The following is a 19,147-nucleotide window of genomic DNA, read 5'->3' as shown; positions in this document are numbered from 1 at the left end:
ATGTCTGCAAGCATGCTGGCCCGTCTGACGGGCGATTGGCAGGGCGAGGAAACCATCGCCACGACGCGTTGGGGGCAAGGCGGACTCGCCACAGGGCACCTCACGGCGCGCCTGGCATTGAACGGCCGCGTGCTGGTGCAGGACTACCGCGAGGAACGCGATGGTGCAGTCAGCTTGCAGGCGCATGCCGTGTTCGTGGCAGAGCCCGAACATGATCAGTACAGCCTGCACTGGTTCGACAGCTATGGCTTCGTGCCGGGGACGCCGGCACCGGGCGTATGGAATGGCGAGAACCTGACCTTCGTGCGCAGTTCGCAGCGCGGGCAGACGCGGCATGTATACGCGTTCGAGGAGGACAACGTATTGACGTTGCGGCTCGAGAGTTCGTTCGACGGCGGAGTGAAATGGGAGCCGGTGATGACGGGCAGCTATCGCCGTATCGACTGATGGTTGGAGAGCATCGCGCGCTCCAGCAAGGCGACGAAGCCGTTGTGGGAGCGCGCTTGTATGACGCTGGCGTCAGACCAGTTGCAGATCCCTCGGGCGCGCTCCAGGGAATACCGACTGCAACTGACTGCCGGATAGCCCCCACATGCGCCCCATCAAGCCCCCGAGTACGTCGCGATAGTTGTTGAGCACCGGGTAGTCGCGGTTCTGCAGCAGACTCTGCGGATTCACCGCCACTTGCTGGCCGGCGATACGGCCGCCGTTGACCTTGCCGCCCAGCACCCAGTACACCGTGCCGTGGCCATGATCGGTGCCCTTGTTGCCGTTCTCGCGGAAGGTGCGGCCGAACTCGGATACCACGACGACCACGGTGTTGTTCCACTCGTCACCCAGCGCGTCGGCATAAGCGGCAATGCCCTTGCCGAGATTGCTGAGGTTGTTGGCGAGCTGGCCGGTGACGTTGCCCTGGTTGACGTGCGTGTCCCAGCCGCCTACGTCGACGAAGCCAAGGCGGTACTGGTCGCGCATCATGGTGGCGATGCGCTGGGTTTCGTCGGCGAAGCTCTTGGCGTTGGGAGCGCCACGGTTCGCCTTCATCATCTCGTCCTGCAGTTCCTTCGACACGGTCTGGCGAAGTTCCAGGCCGTCCGCCGCGGCTGAGGCAAGCGTCGTGTTGCGGTACATGCCGGCAAGGATGCCGGCCTGGCGCTCGTCATAGACCGGCTTGGTATTGCCGCGCAGAGAGATGTTGGGAATGTCGCGACCGCTGCCCTGGAAAGATAGCGGCAGGGCGTCGGTGAAGGCGATGGATGGCACCGTGCTCATCTGGCCCGACAAGCGCGCCATGAAGCCCGAGCGGAAGTTGCTGCGTTGCTCCGTCGACTCGCCGGATTCGATGTTGTCCTGGGTCTCGAAATGGCTACGCGACATATCGTCGGTGCCGGCGAAAGGAACGAAGGCCACCTGCCGTTTCTGCCACAACGGGTAGATGGAATCCCGCAGCACCGGGTTGAGGCCCCAGTTGCCGTCCAGCCCGATCGTGCTGTTGGCGTTGTACGGGTCAGGCTTGGCGATGGCGAGGGTGGGGCGCGACTCGTAGTAGAAGTCGCTGCTGTAGGGCACCAGCAGGTTGTTGCTGTCGTAGCCACCGCGCAGGAACACCAGCAGGAAGCGTGGGCTGCTGGCCGGCGCGGCGAACAGTTTTCCTGAAAACGACAAGGCGGGAGCGGCGACAGCAGCGGTGGCTGCGGCGAGCAGGAATTCGCGGCGTTTCATGGAAGTCTGCCTCAGCGGTAATTGAAGTCAGGCGAAGAAAGCAGGAAGGTGTTCCATTCCTGCTGAGTGGTGGCCTTGGCCAGCGCGTCACGCGTCGGCGTGCTCAGCTTGGTATCGAAGGTGTCGTAGTAGAGGCGGGTGGTGAGCATCGGGAAATCACCACCACTCTTGGGCTGGCCTTCCGGCGTCAACAGGCGGTTATTGCCAGTGCCGATGGCGCCGGCGATCTCGAAGCGTTTGGCCATCTGTCCGGAGCTGGACCAACCGGTGCTATCCAATGGCCAGCCATCCGGCGTCAGGCGCCCGAATACGGGCTCGCCCAGCTGGTTGAGCCAATTGAGCAGCGGCTTGGCGTTGGCGATCGGCTTGCCGTCATAGGCCATGCGCACCGACGACACCACGAACTGCATCGGGTCCTTGAACTTTTTGCCGTAGCTGGCGGCCAGCTCCTTCGACTCGAACATGGTGCGCAACACCTCGGCGATATCACCGTCGGTGCGTTGGAACGTATGTGCCATCTTCGCCACCAGTTCCGGCGATGGCTCGTCGGTGATGAAGTATTCGGCAAGCTTCTTCGAAACGAATTGCGCGCACGCCGGTTGCTTGGTGATGATGTCGACAGCCTCGGAGATCTCGTCGAAACCACTGCCCTTGATCTTGTGGCCGAGCAGCACCTTGTCGCTGAAGTCATGGCGCTTGGGGCTGAACTCGAACATGCCGTTGCGCACCACCATCTCGGCCACGCGCGGGCGCACGGCACCCGGATCGCGTAGCGGCGCGACGCCGGCGCCAGTGAGGATCAGCGCCAGTTGCTGCACGTCCTGCTGGGTATAGCCGGAACCCACGCCGAGCGTATGCAGCTCCATCAGCTCGCGCGCATAGTTTTCGTTGACGTGACCCTTGGCGTTCTGTGCGTTGTCCAGGAACTCCATCATCGCCGGGCTTTCCAGCGTGGCCATCACCAGGTCGCGGAACTTGCCCAGTGCATGCGGACGGATGGTGTTCTGCACGTAGTCGGCGGCAACCCAGCGCACGCGCCCCTTGGCGCCGTACACACTGAAATGGTTGAGCCAGAACCACACCATCTGTTCCTTGAGCTGGTTAGGCCCATAGATGGCATGCAGCATCTCGATTTCCTGCGCCTGCTGCAGAAGGTCGTTGGCGTGCTGCTGCTGGTCTTTCTTCGCGGCGGCTTTGTCGTCACCCTCGGGCATGTTCTTGATCTTGTCCTGCTCGTCGCGCAGGTTGGTCAGGAGCTGCTCGGTGGGCGTATTGGCGGCTTCGTATGAGTTGATCAGCGCGGTGATCGGCGCGGGCAGGTCATCGCCAACGCGTCCGTCCAGTTGCCGATCGAGCAGGTGTGAGCGGCCGAGGTCGCGGTACGTAGCGACCGTAGCGCTGTCGAGTTCGAAGCTGTCTCGGCGGAGCCAGTCCACGTCGTCTTGCGAAAGCGCATGAGCGTCCCGGGCGGTGGCCGCTCCGGAGCCAAGGACGAGCAGCATGCTCACGGCGGCGAGCCAAGAGCGGGTGCGAAGCGAAGGGTAGTTCGAGGTGTCCTGCATGCGTCCGGGCTCCAGGCGGCAGTTGAACGACGGCGTGACCTGGGAGTGTCAACGTGGGAGTTGACGACCGGCTTACCGGGGAAGAGGTGGGTGCCGCAAAATTGTTCGGCGGGGATTCATGCGCCGCGACAGCTTGGCGCAGGGATGACATGCCCGTGTGCGTGCCATCCCCTTTGGCTTCAATGCTTTCCCGCGACAGAGGCTTCAGGCGTCGTCGGTGAATTCTACGAGCGCTCCCAATACGGAGGCCTCCACTTCGGCGACCGCGCGCACAGCATCCGCATGAAGCGTGTCACGCGCGGTGACTTCGATGAAGAACAAGTCGGCGCTGTTGTCGTCGACGAGATCGGAGGAGCTGGAGTCCTCTCGCATGCTCTGCGATGGGTCATCAATCTCCTCGACATGCTCGATGCCGTCGATGCCGTGAAGAATCGTGAGGAGAGTGTCGGCATCGTCGCGCGTGCCGGTCATGCGAATGCGGATCGTGGGCATACGGGCGGCTCCCAGGTTCCTGCGCACTTAATGCTGCGGCAAACCATGTTCAGGGCAGGTGATCATGACGGCTGCGCTACCATTCGGGTTCACGCCGGAGGCTGTACTGTGACCAAGATTTACGACCGCGCCTACTTCGACAAGTGGTACCGCCACCCTGATCATTCGGTTGCGTCCCCGACGGAATTGCGCCGCAAGATCGCCATGGTGGTGGCACAAGCGGAGTACTACCTGGGGAGGCCGGTACGTTCGGTGCTCGACGTGGGATGCGGGGAGGGCGTATGGCGTGCGCCGTTATTGAAGCTCCGACCCGGTCTTCACTATCAGGGGCTGGAGGCGAGCGAGTACGCCGTTGAGCGCTACGGGCGTAGCCGCAATATCGGGTTGGCCCGGTTTGGTCAGCTGGAGTATCTGCGCTTCGATCATCGTTTCGACATCGTCGTGTGCACGGACGTGCTGCATTACCTCAAGCCCGCGGAAATTCGCGCGGGGCTTGGCGGCATCAGCGATATGCTCGAAGGCGTCGCCTTCCTTGAGGTGTTCACCAGCAAGGATGGCGTGGACGGCGACATGGAGGGTTTCCATTCACGTGCGCCGTCCTGGTACCTGAAGGCGTTCAACGAGGCCGGGCTGATGCCCTGCGGCTCGCATTGTTATCTGGGGCCGCGACTGGAGCGACGGGTAGCGGCTTTGGAGCGGGCGTCGTCTGTTTGATTGTCTAGAATGAAAAAGGCCGCCTTTCGGCGGCCTTTTCGTTACGCGGTACGTCGCTCGGGCGATCAGGCCACGCCGCGCGAAGCCTTCTTGCGATCGTTTTCCGTCAGGTGCTTCTTGCGCATGCGGATTTCCTTCGGGGTGACTTCGACCAGCTCGTCGTCGTCGATGAAGTCCAGCGCCTGTTCCAGCGAGAACTTGGTCGCCGGGGTGAGCTGGATCGCATCGTCCTTGCCGGAGGCGCGCATGTTGGTCAGCGGCTTGGGCTTGATGGCGTTGACGGTGAGGTCGTTGTCCTTGGCGTGGATGCCGATCAACTGGCCTTCGTACACCGAGTCGCCTTCAGCGGCGAACAGCTTGCCGCGATCCTGTAGCGGTCCAAGCGAGTAAGCCGGGGTGGTGCCGCCAGCGTTGGCGATCATCACACCGTTGAGGCGCTTGGCGATGGCCACCGGCGTGTACGGACCGTAATGGTCGAACACGTGGAACAGCAGGCCCGAACCCTGGGTGAGGGTCTTGAACTGGTTCTGGAAGCCGATCAGGCCACGGGCCGGGATCAGGTACTCAAGGCGCACGCGGCCCTTGCCGTCCGACACCATGTTCTTCAGATCACCCTTGCGGATGCCCAGGCGCTCCATGACGCCGCCCTGGTGCTGCTCTTCGATGTCGACCACCAGCTGCTCGATCGGCTCCATCTTCTGGCCGTCGATGTCCTTGATGATCACTTCCGGACGCGACACGGCCAGCTCGTAGCCTTCGCGACGCATGTTTTCGATCAGCACCGAAAGGTGTAGTTCGCCACGGCCCGAGACCAGGAACTTGTCGGCGTCGGAACCATCTTCCACGCGCAGCGCCACGTTGTGCACCTTCTCGCGGTCGAGGCGCTCACGCAGCTGACGGCTGGTGAGGAACTTGCCGCCGGACAGATCCTTGCTGCCGACGAACGGCGAGTTGTTGACCTGGAAGGTCATGCTGATCATCGGCTCGTCGACGCTCAGCGCGGGCAGCGCTTCGGGCGTGTCGATCGAGGTGACGGTGTCGGAAATGGTCAGCTCGGGGATACCCGAGATGGCGACGATATCGCCGGCTTCGGCCGAATCCTGTTCAATGCGCTCGAGGCCGAGGAAGCCCAGCACCTGGCCGATCTTGCCCTGGCGCTTCTTGCCTTCACGGTCGATCACCGAGACCGGCATGCCCTTCTTCAGGGTGCCGCGCTGGATGCGGCCGATGCCGATGACGCCGACGAAGTTGTTGTAGTCCAGCTGGCTGATGCGCATCTGGAAGGCGCCTTCCGGATCCACGTCCGGCTTGGGGGCGTGCTGCATGATCGCTTCGTACAGCGGGGTCATGTCGCCTTCGCGGGCGTTTTCGTCCAGCGAGGCGTAACCGTTCAGCGCCGAGGCGTAAACGATCGGGAATTCCATCTGCTCATCGGTGGCGCCGAGCTTCTCGAAGAGATCCCACACCTGCTCGACCACCCACTCCGGACGGGCGCCCGGGCGGTCAACCTTGTTGACGACGACGATGGGCTTGAAGCCCATGGCGAACGCCTTCTGGGTCACGAAGCGCGTCTGCGGCATCGGGCCGTCCATCGCGTCCACCAGGATGAGCACGGTGTCCACCATCGACAGCACGCGCTCCACCTCGCCACCGAAGTCGGCATGGCCTGGGGTGTCGACAATGTTGATGCGGTTCTTGGCGCCGGTCTTCTTGTTTTCCCAGGTGATGGCCGTGTTCTTGGCCAGGATCGTGATGCCACGCTCCTTTTCCTGGTCGTTGCTGTCCATCACGCGCTCGGCGAGCACAGTGCGCTCGTTGAGGGTGCCGGACTGCTTGAGCAGCTGGTCAACGAGCGTGGTCTTGCCGTGGTCGACGTGGGCGACGATGGCGATATTGCGCAGATTTTCGATGGACATGAGGTCGGCTCGGGGCGGCGCGAGGCCGTCGCGTGAGGTTTCAGTAGGGATAACTCCGGGATTATACGGAGTTATGTGACCGCTTGCTTGAAAGGTCTTAACAAATTCGTTCAGGCAGGTGTTTCCGCCCTTCATTGCAACGAAAGCAGGGGCCCTCGCCCCTTTGCCGACGCAAAGAAAGCGGCCCGCCAAATGAAGCCGGGCGGGCCGAGGGGGAGAAACAGGAGGGGAGGCTCAGACCAGCCCGGTAAGCCCGTACGCCAGGATCACCACGAACACGGCCAGGGTCTTGATGACCGTGATGGCAAAAATGTCCCGGTAGGACTGGCGATGGGTCAGCCCGGTCACGGCCAGCAGGGTGATCACCGCGCCGTTGTGGGGCAGGGTATCCATGCCACCGGAGGCCATGGCGGCCACGCGGTGCAGCACTTCCATCGGGATGCCGGCGGCCTGCGCATTGCGGATGAAGGTATCCGCCATGGCGCCCAGGGCGATGCCCATGCCCCCCGAGGCCGAGCCGGTGATGCCGGCCAGCGCGGTAACGGTGACGGCTTCGTTCACCAGCGGATGCGGGATGGCGTGCAGGGCGTTGGCAATGACCCGGAACCCCGGCAGGGCGGCGATGACCGCCCCAAAGCCATATTCGGACGCCGTGTTCATGGAGGCCAGCAATGCTCCGCCCACTGCCGCCTTGCTGCCTTCGGCGAAGCGCCGGGTCACGGGGCGCCAGGCAAACGCGAGCACACAGAGAATGCCGACCAGCAGGGCGCCTTCGACGGCCCAGATGGCGGCGATCTTGGGGATCTCCTGCACCACGGGCTTGGTCTCGCCGATCACTGCCGGCAGGAACGAATAACTGGTGCCGTACCAGCGGGGAAGAGCATCGCCCAGCAGCTTGTTCAATACGCCGACCAGCACCAGCGGCAGCAGGGCGATCAGCGGATGGGTGAGCGTGCCGCCTTCGAAAGCGACCGGTTCGTTGACGAGTTCCGTGCCATAGCCTTCGCCTGCCGCCATCGCTTTGCGTCGGCGTGATTCGAGATAAAGCATGCCAACGATCAGGATGAACACCGCGCCCAACGTACCCAGCCACGGCGCAGCCCACGCATTGGTGCCGAAGAACGACGTGGGAATGATGTTCTGGATCTGCGGCGTACCCGGCAGCGAATCCATGGTGAAGGTGAACGCGCCCAGCGCGATGGTGCCGGGAATGAGGCGCTTGGGAATGTTGGACTGCCGGAACAGTTCCGCCGCGAACGGATATACGGCGAACACCACCACGAACAGCGACACGCCGCCGTAGGTGAGCAGGGCGCACACGATCACGATGGACAGCATTGCGCGGCTGCGTCCCAGCAGGCCGATGGTGGCCGCGACGATAGACTTAGAGAAGCCGGACAGCTCGATGACCTTGCCAAAGATCGCGCCGAGCATGAATACGGGAAAGTACAGCTTGAGGAAGCCGACCATCTTGTCCATGAACAGCCCGGTGAACATCGGCGCCACCAGCGACGGGTCGGTCAGCAGCACTGCGCCAAGCGCCGCCACGGGTGCGAACAGGATCACGCTGTAGCCGCGATAAGCCGCGAACATCAGAAAGCACAGTGCGGCCAACACGATCAGAAACGCCATCGTCGATTCCCCAGACGCCCGTCGTGGGCATCGTCGTGCGGCGAGTATCCGGAGGCGCGTCGATGTGCGGCACTGTACGAAGGTACAAGTGTGGTGCGCGAAGGTGCTGCCTAAGCTCCGTGGCATTCGGCGTCCTGTGTCCATGGGATGCATCAAAGCAAGGGGAGCGGGGGAGCTATGAAACGCACGCATCTGAGTCTGGCGATCGGTCTGGTGGTGGGTTTGTCATGCCTGGTGACGGCATATGCCGACGACGCACCGCAGAGCAGCACCACGTCGGCATCCACGGCCAAGCCGTCCGAAGCGAAGCAACTGGAAGGCATCAAGGTAACCGCGCGCAAACGCGAGGAGACCCTGCAGGACGTGCCCATCGCCGTCAGTGCCTTTACCGCGCAGTCGCTGTTCAACCAGAACGTGCAGAACCTGGCCGACCTGCAGGGCAAGGTGCCCTCACTGCAGATCTATGCGGCGCGCGGTTCCAATACCACGTTGACCGCGTATATCCGCGGCGTTGGCCAGGCTGATCCCACCTGGGGTTTCGATCCCGCGGTGGGTATCTACCTGAGACGACGTCTATATGGCGCGCCCCCAGGGCACAGTGCTCGACGTATTCGACACCAACCGCATCGAAGTGCTGCGCGGCCCGCAGGGCAGCCTGTACGGCAAAAACACCATTGGCGGCGCCATCAAATACGTGTCTAACCCACTACCCACCAAGACCGAAGGATCGGTGGAAGGCACGGTGGGCACGCATGGCGAAAAGGACATCAAGGGCAGCGTGGGCGGCGCCACCTCCGACGGCGTGTGGCGTGGTCGCATTGCGTATGCCAGTGAACATAACGACGGCTTCGGCAAGGATCTGATCAGCGATAGCCGCAACGGCAACAAGAACAGTAATGCGGCACGTGCGTCGTTGGGCTTCTTCCCCACATCCGACTTCAATGCCCAGTTGTCGATGGATGGCCTGCGTGATAATTCCAATCCGCGCGGCGCGAAGATGCTGCAGGTCAATTCGTTCGACCCGACCTACAAGCCGCTGTCGAGCGATTACGACACGCGCAGCGGTATGGATCAGCTCAACCACACCACGCTGTGGGGCACGGCGTTGACCTTGAACTGGATCGTCAGTCAGGACTGGACGCTGAAGTCCATCACCTCGTATCGCGGCTCGTCTACGGATTCCAATATCGACTTCGACACGCTTCCGGAGAAGATCGCCGACGTCAACGCGGTCTATAAGGACCATCAGTTCACGCAGGAGCTACAGGCGAACTACGACAACGGCGGCTCGATCCACGGCGTATTTGGTCTGTTCTATTTCGACGGTACGGCCAAGGGTGAGATCCACAACATCTTCCTGGGATCGCCGCCGTACTACCCGCTGTTCTCGCAGTACGGCAGCACCGGCGGCAACATCGGCACCAAGAGCTACGCGGGCTATGGCGACTTTACCTGGGACATCAGTCCGCAGTGGAGTCTGGACCTTGGTCTGCGCTACACCAGTGAGAAGAAGTCGGCCGTTATCCAGAACTACAGCTACTCGGACGGGACCTTTACCACGCCGGTCGGGACACTGGCCGATTTCAGCGGCTCGCATACCTCGCATAATGTGTCGCCCAAGGTGTCGCTGGACTATGCCGTCACCGATCAGGTGAAGCTCTACGCCAGCTACAGCCAAGGTTTCCATTCCGGCGGCTACAACATTCGCGCGAACTGCTCGGCGATTCCGCAGTCGTGTCGTCCGATCGCGGACGAGAAGGTGTCGTCGTACGAAATCGGCAGCAAGATGTCGTTCTTCGACGACTCGCTGATGTTGAACACGGCGTTGTTCCACAACATCTACTCGGATATCCAGCTTTCCGTGTTCAGCTCCTACACGCTGCCCAACGGCGCGCAGGGCTTCTTCGGTGACTTCACCAACGCAGGCAAGGGCCATATCGACGGCTGGGAAGAGGAGTTCGCGTGGACGCCGGTGGAAAACTGGACCTTCAGCGGCAACTGGGCCTACCTGCACACCAAGTACACCGACTTCGAAAGTGCCGGCGTCAATATCGCCGACACGCAGCGCTTTACCAATGCGCCGAAGTGGTCGGGTGGTCTGAATCTGGAGCACACCATTCCGCTGGATAACGGCGGCAGCGTGAGCGGTCGTATCAACTACACCTACCAGACCAGCGTGTACCCGGAGACGACACTGTCGCCGCTGATCATGCAGCCGTCGTATGGGCTGTGGAATGCGGGCATCGTGTGGCGCATCGACCAGCCGTGGACGCTCAGCCTGCAGGGCAGCAACCTGGCCAACAAGTCCTACCGCACCACGGGCTACAACATTGCTGCACTCGGTATCGTCACGGGCTTCTACGGCGCGCCGCGCATGGTGACGCTCACCGCCAAGTACACGTTCTGATTCTCGCCAAGGAGATGCGCATGCGATACCTGACCGGTTTGCTGTGTGGTGTGTTCCTGCTGTCCGGTGTCGCCTGTGCGGACGAGGCGCCGCCGTTGCCCAAGCTGAAGCTTGATCCGGCCAAGGTGGCGGTCGCTGGTCTTTCGTCCGGTGCATACATGGCGACGCAGATGCAGTTGGCGTACCCCGAGCTATTCCCGTCGGCAGCATTGGTCGCAGGCGGTCCGTTTGGGTGCGCGGCGGGGCGCTTGGACCTGGCACTCAGCACATGCATGAAAGGTGTGCCGGCGCCGGATGCGGCGGCGCTGGCGGCAAAGGCAAAGCAGCGTGCTGCTTCCGGCGACATCGGCGCACTGAAAGGCCTCGCGCATGGTCAGGTCTACCTGCTGCATGGCAAGGACGATGCCGTGGTGGCACCGGTCGTGGCCGAGACGACCGCCCGGTTCTACGAGCAATTGCGTGATTCGGAGCCCGCACTCAAATCGCTGAAAGTCACCGACGATGGCGGACGCGTTTTTGCGCACAATCTGCCCATTGCCGCTACGGGCGATGATTGCGACAAGTCCGTTTCGCCGTATCTTGGTCATTGCGGGTTCGATGCGGCGGGCGAGATTTTCCGGCAGATGTTCGGCAAGCCAGCTCGCGACGCTTCCGCACCCAAGGGCGAACTGCGCCGCTTCAATCAGGACGCGTATCGCCCTGGTGGTGCGGACGCCTTCCTTGCGCCCACCGGTTACGTCTATCTGCCACCCGATTGCGCCGCTCGCAAGCGCTGCGGCCTGATGGTGGCGTTTCATGGTTGCAAGCAGAACGCTGACGCCGTGGGAGAGGCATTCGTGAACGATGCCGGGTTCAATCGCTGGGCCGACGTGTACGACGTAGTCGTCCTGTATCCTCAAACCCGCGCGAGCACTGCGCCCATGAATCCGCAGGCATGCTGGGACTGGTGGGGATATTCGGGAGACAACTACGACAGCCGTCAGGGCGTGCAGACGCGCTGGGTGGTGGATGCTGTCAAAGCCTTGGGCTTGCCGTGATTTCGCCCTCTCCCCTTTGGGGAGAGGGCTGGGCTGAGGGGTGGGCCAGGATGACGGTAGGTGGGGGCGCATGAGCTTGAGTTTTGCGTCATCTTTGGCAAGGCACGCCTTCCCATGCTGACCGCCGGCACCATCACTGCCGCGGCACTCGTCTGGCTCGGTTTGCTGTTTGGCGTGGCTCTGATCGGCGAGCGGCGACCGGCGTTGTTCGAGCGACGCTGGTCCATTGTCTATGCGTTGTCGCTCGCCATTCACTGCACCTCATGGACGTTCTACGGCACGGTTACGCAGGCCAGCCGTTCCGGCTGGTGGCTGCCGCCGACGTTCGTGGGCGCCATCCTTATGTATGTGTTCGCCATTGCCGTGTTGCGGCGATTGGTGCAACTCGCACGCGACTACAACGCAGGCTCGCTGGCCGACTTGATCGCGGTGCGCCTTGGACGGCATACCGGTTTGGCGGCGTTGGTGACGGTGGTGGTGCTGATCGGCATCGTCCCCTACATCGCGCTGCAGTTGAAGGCGGTGGCGATGAGCTACGGCATGCTCAGCCGCGGGCAGCTCAACGAGGCCAACCCTTGGCAGGACAGCGCGCTCTACGTCGCCTTGCTGATGGCCTTGTTCGCCATGCTGTTCGGCACGCGGCGCGCATCAGCGATGGCGCACAATCGCGGCCTCGTGCTGGCGATGGCGTTCGAATCGCTGTTCAAGCTGGGAGCGATGCTGGCGCTGGGCACGCTACTGTTGTCACCCCAAAGCCGCGAGCTGGTCGCGAGTGCCACCACGCAGCACGACAGCACCGGGTTCCCTGCGCTGATCCTGCTGGGCGCATTGGCGATGTTTACCTTGCCACACCAGTTCCATGCGGGTGTGGTGGAGTGCCGTGATACCTCGCATCTGCGCACGGCACGCTGGTTGTTCCCGTTGTATATGTTGCTGATCTCGTTGCCGCTGCTGCCGTTGGCGCGGTTGGGTGATGCTTGGCTGGGCCCCGGCGGCGTGCCGTCGGATCTCTATGTGCTGGCGCTTCCGCTTGCGCGCGGGCAGCACGGACTGGCCTTGTTGGCGTTCCTCGGCGGTCTGAGTGCGGCGACCAGCATGGTGGTGGTGGCGACGCTGGCGTTGAGCCTGATGATCGTGAACCACTTCATTGCGCCGTTGCGTGTGCGCGCGGGTTGGGGGCGCGATGAAAGCGGTGACCTGCGCGGCGAGGTGATCAACCAGCGGCGGGTTGCCATTCTCGCGGTGATCCTATTGGCTTGGGGCTATAGCCGCGTACTGGCGCGTAACGACGCGTTGGCGGATATCGGCGCCATTTCATTCTCCGCGCTGGCGGGGCTAGCTCCCGCGTTATTGGCGGCGGTGTACCGGCCGCAGTTGGGGCCGCGTGCGGTCACGATGGGCCTGGCGATAGGCACGCTGGTTTGGCTGTACGCGTTGCTTCCGGCAATGCAGCCGCACGGGCCGGCGTGGTGGCAAAGTGGCCCATTTGGTATCGCGTGGCTCGCACCAGACGGGTTGCTTGGCCTCAACGATTGGAGCCGGCTCGCGCGGGCGGTCGTGGTCAGTCTGATCGCCAATGTGGCCGTGATGATGGCTGTGACCGGTTCGCGCTTCGGTCATGCGCCACGCGCGGTCAATGTGGGCGATATCGGCGTGGCGGAGTTGCATGCGCTGGCCTCGCGGTTTCTTCCCGCCGAGCGTGTCGAGCATTTGTTCCAGGATGCCCCGAAGCAAGGCGTTGCCGGCAACGCGCGCGTCGCGGCGGTGGAGCATGAGTTGGCCGCAGTGATCGGCGCGGCATCTTCTCGTCTTTTGCTGGAAGTCGTGCGGCAGCAGCGCCGCGAAGAGCTGGATACGGTGGCCGCTATCGTCGGTGAAGCGGCACAGGATCTGCGCTTCAACCAGCGTGTGCTCGAAGCGGCACTGGAGAACATGAGCCAGGGCATCTGCGTGGTAGATGCAGAACTTCGACTGGTGGCCTGGAATCGCCGTTATGCGAGCCTGTTTGGCTATCCGTCCGAGCTGTTGCAGGTTGGGCGTCCGGTGGCGGATCTCACGCGTTACAACATCGAGCGAGGCATGATCGGCACCGTCGCGACGGATGAAGGCGTGCAGCGACGTCTGACCCACATGCGCGCAGGCACGCGTCATCTTTCCGAGCGTCGCTTCCCTGACGGAACCATCGTCGAGATCCGCGGCAATCCCATGCCGGGCGGTGGTTTCGTGGCGACGTTTACCGACGTCACGGCCTTTCGCCAGGCAGAGGGTGCACTCAAGGCATCAAACGAAACGCTGGAGCAGCGTGTCGACGAGCGCACGCGCGCCCTGGTTGATGCGACAGCCGAAGCGCAGCGCGCTAACCAGGCCAAGAGCCGCTTCCTGGCTGCAGTAAGCCATGACCTGATGCAGCCGCTGCATGCCGCACAGTTGTTCGCGCATGCCCTGGCCGAACGCGGCACGGATCCTTCCACTGTGCGGCACCTGCACGGCGCACTGTCTTCCACAGAAGGTCTGCTTGCCGGTTTGCTTGATATGGCCCGACTGGAAGCGGGCCGATTGCAGCCGCAGATGCGCGGCTTTGCGTTGGCTGATGTGTTTGATCCGCTGGCGGCGGAATTCCGTGCCATGGCGAGTGACAAAGGCGTTCGCTTTGATGTAGTTGGAACGCACCATTGGGTGCATTCCGATCCTCAGTTGCTGCGCCGCGTGCTGCAAAACTTTCTTTCCAATGCGTTGCGCTATGCCGAGCACGGCCGCGTGGTGCTCGGCGTGCGCCGTCGCAGCGGGAGGTTACTGCTGCAGGTATGGGACAACGGGCCCGGCATCGAGGCGGGCGAGCAACAATGGATCTTCGACGAGTTCCGTCGCGGCAGTGCGGCGGGCGGGCAGGGTCTTGGCCTGGGTCTGTCGATCGCGCAGCGTATGGCGGCGTTGCTCGATCACCCCATCAGTCTGCAATCGTGGCCGGGTCGTGGCAGCGTGTTCGCCTTGTCGGTACCGCTGGCACTGGCCGCGCCGCAACCTTCGCCGTCCGTATTCGAGCCACAGCCTTTGTCGGCAGGGCGTGCGCTGGTGCTCGATAACGAGCCCGCAGCGTTGTCGGCACTCTGCGTGTTGCTGGATGGCTGGGGTTGGCAGGTGCACGCGGCGCGCACGTTGGAGCAAGCGCGCGCGGCGCCGTGGGTGCCGGATCTGCACATCTTCGACTACCACCTCGACGGCGGTTGCACGGGGCTGGATGTCCTGAGCGCGCTGGGTGGCGATGGGAGCCGCGTGCCCACGGTCATCCTCACGGCCGACCGCGATGGCGATTTGCGCCAGCGTCTGCTCGATCGCGGTATCGGCGTGTTGTACAAACCGCTCAAGCCGCTGGCATTGCGGCAGGTGTTGCAGCGGGTGGCGGTGGCACGGCCATAGCGCGTCGCGCTGAGTTTTATGTAGAGGCGGTCAGATCCGCGCCGACTCCGCCAAGTCCAGCGAACGCAGTAACACGCCCGCCTGCGTGCGGTTGCGCACGCCGAGCTTTTCGAAGATGGCGGTAACGTGTGCCTTTACGGTGCGTTCCTGGATCGTCAGGCGATCGGCGATCTGTTTGTTGAGCAGACCCTCGCCCAACAAGGACAGCACGCGGTATTGCTGCTCGGTCAGTCGCGCGAGACGGGAGGCGAGGTCCACGTCGGCAGCATCGGCGGGCAATGCCGCCACGGCTTGAGCCAATGCCGAGGGTAGCCAGCGGCCGCAGTCGAGCACGCTCCGGATGGCTTGGGCGATCTCGGCCGGAGTGGCGCTCTTGGGGATGAAGCCTGCCGCGCCATGGTCCAGTGCGCGGCGCACGGTCCGTGCCTCGTCATGTGCTGACACCACCAGCACGGCCACGCTGGGAAATTGGCCACGCAGCGTCGCCAGTCCCGATAAGCCTTGGCTGCCTGGCATGTGCAGGTCCAGCAGCACCAGGTCGATATCGGGATCGCCAGCGAGGGCGTTGAGCACGCTGTGCAGGTCGGCGGCTTCCACCACGTCGCAGCCTTCCACGCTGTCGTTGGCGGCTTGCCGCAGTGCAGCGCGAAACAGCGGATGGTCGTCGGCGATCAGCAGGCGTGTCATAGCGCTGACGTTAGCCAAGGCGAAGGCCTGCGTCGAGGTCAGATAGTCACCCCATCACGCCGGGGTGATCGGTGACATGCTGGACTTTCGTACGATGGCAGACGCGCACCTGCTTGTTATGGTGGTGGTCATGACTAACCCCCTTTCTCGATGGACGTTGCTGCTCGTTCCGCTGCTCGCCTCGTGCGCGGCGCCGAGCGTCACCAAGGAGTCCGGCATGCAGGCCCCCGAATTCGTGCGCGGTGAGGTACGCGTGACCGAGCACCGGCAGGGCGATGACCTGCTCAGCGCTGGCCTGGGGCTGGACGGGTTAGCCGGTGCGCCTTCGTCCATCGCGCATCCGTTGCAACCGACGCCGGCGGAGTTGCGGCGCCGCGCGATCCAGACCAGTTGGAAGGGCATTGCGGACCTGGGGCCGCTCGGCGGCTACGGGCACGTCTACGGCGCCGTACCCAATGTGCCGGGCCGTGAATACCAAGCCTTCGCGTGGATACCGGACGCGCATTCGCCGCATCGCGTGTTACTGCAGGTGCCGGACAATTTCGACCGTTCGCATCGCTGCCTGGTAGTGACGGCATCCTCGGGTTCGCGAGGCATCTATGGCGCTATTGCGCTTGCGGGTGCGTGGGGCCTGCCGCGCGGTTGCGCCGTGGCTTATACGGACAAGGGAACCGGCGGGGGTTATTTCGACCCCGCCGACGATACGGGTGTTGCGCTCGACGGTACGCGCGCAAAGCGCGGCAGCACCACGCTGGAATTCGAGCCGGCCAAGGAAGCGACGCACGGCGACATCGCCGTCAAGCACCTGCATTCGGGCGACAATCCCGAGGCCGACTGGGGCCGACACGTTTTGCAGGCCGCGCAGTTCGGGTTGGCCATGCTCGATCGCGCCTTCCCCGAGCAGGCGCCGTTCACGGCGCAGAACACGCGCATCATCGCGACGGGTTTGTCCAACGGCGGCGGCGCCGTGCTACAGGCCGCTGGGTTGGACGACGGGCATCTGCTCGCTGGCGTGGTGGCGCTGGAACCCAATGTGCGTGTACCAGGGCAGGGACGTGCGTTGTTCGATTACGCCACCGATGCCGCGATATGGCTTCCCTGTGCGTTGGTCGATGCGCGGTTCGACAGCGCGCCCATGGCGCGTACGCCGCAGGGCGACGTACCGCCCGCGTGGGCGCAGCGTTGTCATCAGTTGCATGAACACGGACTGGTCAGTGGCACGCGCGTTGCCCAGCAGGCGGCACAGGCCTATGAACACCTGCGTGCCGGCGGCTGGACGGATGACGCCATGACCACTGCCGCTTCCACTACGGCGTTGGATTTGTGGCGTGCGATCACGGCGGGCTACGCCTCGGCATACATGCGTCGTGGGCCGGACGACATGCCATGCGGTTTCCACTACGCCGGGCTGGGAGCGCACGGTGCGCCGGGGCCGGTCGATGCTGCCACCAAGGCGAGTTGGTGGGCGGATGCATCCGGCATTCCACCGGGCAACGGCGTTGGCCTGTTCGGCGGTACCGACCATTCGGCCGACCCCACTTTGCCAGGCACGCTTTGCCTGCGCTCGTTGTGGGATGACACGGATGCCAGCACCCAGCCACTGCGCGATGGTGTTGCCGCGACAACGGTGAAGATGCCGCGCGCCAGCTTGCCCCTATGGGTGGTGCACGGCGCTTCCGATGGGTTGCTGCCTACCACCTTTACCTCGGAACCGTACGTGGCGTGGCTCCGGGCAGGGGGCGCGCATCCGCTGTACTGGAAAGTACCGCACGCCCAGCATTTCGATGCGTTCCTCCCCATTCCCGGCTTCGGCGCCCAGCACGTGCCGCTACTGCCTTACGGTTACGCGGCACTGGATCGCCTGTGGGCTCATTTATATGAAGGCGCACCCTGGCCGGCCTTGGTGCCGACGCCGGCTTCGACGCCGCGGGGTACGGGTGCCCTGTCGAAGGAGGCCCTGGATCTGCCGGCAGCCTGGACGCCGGGCCCGGGCTGAGCCATTCGGGGCGCGGGGGATCGGACTGTCACGCTGGGTGGGGTATCCTTGCCGGCCCGCAGGGTGCGCGTGGTTGCGCGCCGCTTTCGAGAATCAAGGAATACCGATGACCATCAACGTCACCTTCACCACCAACCGCGGTCCCATCCATCTGCGCTTGCACGATGACAAGACCCCGGTGACCGTGGCCAGCTTCGTCAATCTGGCCCGTCGCGGCTATTACGACGGTCTGTCGTTCCACCGCGTCATCGCCGACTTCATGGTCCAGGGCGGTTGCCCCGAAGGCAGTGGTCGCGGTGGCCCGGGCTACCGCTTCGAAGACGAGTTCAACCCCTCGCTGCGCCATGACAAGCCGGGCGTGCTGTCCATGGCCAATGCCGGCCCGCGGACCAACGGCAGCCAGTTCTTCATCACCCATGGCGCCACGCCGTGGCTCGACGGCAAGCACAGCGTGTTCGGCGAAGTGCTGAGCGCGGAAGACCAGGCCGTGGTCGACGCGGTCCAGCAGGGCGACGTGATCGAGAAGGTCACCGTGGAAGGCGACGTGGACGCGCTGCTGGCCGCCCAGGCTGACCGTGTGAAGGAATGGAACGCGGTGCTCGACGAGCGCGGCTGATCCCAATTCGTGTGGGTTGTGTGAAAAAGCCGCCGTCAGTGATGACGGCGGCTTTTTTTCAGCCTTCTCTGTCATGGCTAAGTGACTTTTCGAGGCCTAGAATCGAGCGGCTCCACACGGCGCGTGATGTGCATCGCGCGATGCGCATTTTTTCCCTTTCCATGGAGGTACGGCCATGTCTTTCCTCAACGATCTACTCGGTGCCGCGCAGGGCAATCAGGCCGGCGGTTCTAATCTCGTGGCCATTGCCGGCCAGCTCATCGATAAGGCAGGTGGCGTGCAGGGGCTGGTGTCCACGCTGCAGCAGCATGGCCTGGGCGATGCGGTGCAGTCGTGGGTCGGCTCGGGTGCCAACCAGCAAGTGTCCAGTGAGCAGCTGGGGCAGGCCCTGCAGAATGGCGGCCTCGGTTCGGTGCTGCAGGAAGCGGCGAGCAAGATGGGCGTGGACCAGGGTCAGCTGCTCGGCCAGCTCTCGCAGGTGCTGCCGCATGCGGTCGATCACCTGACGCCAGATGGCCAAGTGCCGGCACAAGGGCAGGGTGGTTTCGATCTGGGTTCGCTCGCCTCGCTGGCGGGCAAGCTGTTTGGCGGTGGCGGCAAGGCTGCCTGAAGGCATGTAGTACGTTCCGGCGGCGCGCAAGGCGCCGCCGGAACGAGGGCGTTACGAGGTGGCGCCGCGACGGAACAGTGCGTGATAGATCACCAGCAGCACGACCGCGCCGATGATCGATCCGATGAAGTGCATAACACCGGCTTCCGGCCACCACCCCAGTTTTTCGCCGACGTAGGTGGAAATGAACGAACCGGCAATGCCGAGGATGGCGGTGATGATCCACCCCATGGCCTCTTTGCCCGGGGTTACCGCCTTGGCGATGATGCCTACGACCAGACCGACAATGATTACCCATAACCAATGCATACGCGTATGTCCTTGGTGAGCGTTGGAAAG

Annotated in this window: 14 protein-coding genes and 1 pseudogene; 8 read left to right on the top strand and 7 right to left on the bottom strand. The window is 63.5% G+C overall.

Going from position 1 to position 19,147, the window contains the following annotated elements:
• A complete protein-coding gene (locus tag DYST_RS06575) occupies nt 1-447 on the top strand; it encodes a DUF1579 family protein (RefSeq protein WP_239950821.1) in 447 nt (148 codons plus the stop codon).
• A 72-nt stretch (nt 448-519) separates the two neighbouring features.
• On the opposite strand, the gene DYST_RS06570 is transcribed toward DYST_RS06575, so the two are convergent.
• The 3 genes from DYST_RS06570 to DYST_RS06560 all read right to left on the bottom strand — a co-directional run bounded on the left by DYST_RS06570 (nt 520) and on the right by DYST_RS06560 (nt 3,776).
• Nucleotides 520-1,722 carry a DUF1501 domain-containing protein gene (locus tag DYST_RS06570; RefSeq protein ID WP_102303460.1) on the bottom strand — a complete coding sequence of 401 codons (1,203 nt, stop codon included), beginning with the start codon at nt 1,720-1,722 and terminating at the stop codon, nt 520-522.
• An 11-nt stretch (nt 1,723-1,733) separates the two neighbouring features.
• Nucleotides 1,734-3,284 carry a DUF1800 domain-containing protein gene (locus DYST_RS06565; protein ID WP_239950819.1) on the bottom strand — a complete coding sequence of 517 codons (1,551 nt, stop codon included), beginning with the start codon at nt 3,282-3,284 and terminating at the stop codon, nt 1,734-1,736.
• 204 nt (nt 3,285-3,488) lie between these two features.
• A complete protein-coding gene (locus DYST_RS06560; protein WP_239950818.1) occupies nt 3,489-3,776 on the bottom strand; it encodes a hypothetical protein in 288 nt (95 codons plus the stop codon).
• Nucleotides 3,777-3,884: 108 nt separating this feature from the next.
• On the opposite strand from DYST_RS06560, the gene DYST_RS06555 reads away from it, so the two are divergent.
• Nucleotides 3,885-4,490 carry a class I SAM-dependent DNA methyltransferase gene (locus DYST_RS06555; protein ID WP_239950816.1) on the top strand — a complete coding sequence of 202 codons (606 nt, stop codon included), beginning with the start codon at nt 3,885-3,887 and terminating at the stop codon, nt 4,488-4,490.
• Nucleotides 4,491-4,555: 65 nt separating this feature from the next.
• Here DYST_RS06555 and typA read toward each other — a convergent pair whose 3' ends face one another.
• Together typA and DYST_RS06545 are read right to left on the bottom strand one after the other, a co-directional pair.
• Nucleotides 4,556-6,406: a translational GTPase TypA gene (gene typA, locus DYST_RS06550; RefSeq protein WP_102303465.1), complete on the bottom strand. Its 1,851-nt coding sequence runs from the start codon at nt 6,404-6,406 to the stop codon at nt 4,556-4,558.
• A gap of 234 nt (nt 6,407-6,640) precedes the next feature.
• Nucleotides 6,641-8,038 (bottom strand): GntP family permease, encoded by a 1,398-nt coding sequence (locus DYST_RS06545; RefSeq protein WP_239950814.1) that lies wholly within the window; start codon nt 8,036-8,038, stop codon nt 6,641-6,643.
• A gap of 177 nt (nt 8,039-8,215) precedes the next feature.
• Here DYST_RS06545 and DYST_RS24155 point away from each other — a divergent pair.
• From DYST_RS24155 to DYST_RS06530, 3 genes and pseudogenes are all read left to right on the top strand, one after another.
• Nucleotides 8,216-10,445: pseudogene (locus DYST_RS24155) on the top strand (TonB-dependent receptor).
• Nucleotides 10,446-10,465: 20 nt separating this feature from the next.
• A complete protein-coding gene (locus DYST_RS06535) occupies nt 10,466-11,482 on the top strand; it encodes an extracellular catalytic domain type 2 short-chain-length polyhydroxyalkanoate depolymerase (protein WP_239950813.1) in 1,017 nt (338 codons plus the stop codon).
• Nucleotides 11,483-11,596: 114 nt separating this feature from the next.
• Entirely contained in the window at nt 11,597-14,899 is a 3,303-nt protein-coding gene (locus DYST_RS06530) for a hybrid sensor histidine kinase/response regulator (protein WP_239950811.1), read from the top strand.
• A gap of 30 nt (nt 14,900-14,929) precedes the next feature.
• Here the strand turns inward: DYST_RS06530 and DYST_RS06525 are convergent, their stop codons facing one another.
• Nucleotides 14,930-15,586: a response regulator transcription factor gene (locus DYST_RS06525; protein WP_239950809.1), complete on the bottom strand. Its 657-nt coding sequence runs from the start codon at nt 15,584-15,586 to the stop codon at nt 14,930-14,932.
• Between the two features lie 130 nt (nt 15,587-15,716).
• Between DYST_RS06525 and DYST_RS06520 the strand changes: the two genes are divergently transcribed.
• The 3 genes from DYST_RS06520 to DYST_RS06510 all read left to right on the top strand — a co-directional run bounded on the left by DYST_RS06520 (nt 15,717) and on the right by DYST_RS06510 (nt 18,808).
• Nucleotides 15,717-17,582 (top strand): D-(-)-3-hydroxybutyrate oligomer hydrolase, encoded by a 1,866-nt coding sequence (locus DYST_RS06520; RefSeq protein WP_239950807.1) that lies wholly within the window; start codon nt 15,717-15,719, stop codon nt 17,580-17,582.
• Nucleotides 17,583-17,688: 106 nt separating this feature from the next.
• Nucleotides 17,689-18,198, top strand: a complete 510-nt coding sequence (locus tag DYST_RS06515; RefSeq protein WP_239950806.1) for a peptidylprolyl isomerase — start codon at nt 17,689-17,691, stop codon at nt 18,196-18,198.
• A gap of 175 nt (nt 18,199-18,373) precedes the next feature.
• Nucleotides 18,374-18,808 carry a YidB family protein gene (locus DYST_RS06510; protein WP_239950804.1) on the top strand — a complete coding sequence of 145 codons (435 nt, stop codon included), beginning with the start codon at nt 18,374-18,376 and terminating at the stop codon, nt 18,806-18,808.
• A gap of 51 nt (nt 18,809-18,859) precedes the next feature.
• On the opposite strand, the gene DYST_RS06505 is transcribed toward DYST_RS06510, so the two are convergent.
• Entirely contained in the window at nt 18,860-19,117 is a 258-nt protein-coding gene (locus DYST_RS06505; protein WP_102303473.1) for a GlsB/YeaQ/YmgE family stress response membrane protein, read from the bottom strand.
• Nucleotides 19,118-19,147: the final 30 nt, after the last annotated feature.

It is taken from the genome of Dyella terrae, from assembly GCF_022394535.1.
Classification (GTDB): domain Bacteria; phylum Pseudomonadota; class Gammaproteobacteria; order Xanthomonadales; family Rhodanobacteraceae; genus Dyella.
The sequence above is the reverse complement of the archived record's forward strand: the minus strand, read 5'-3'. Positions and strand labels throughout refer to the sequence as shown.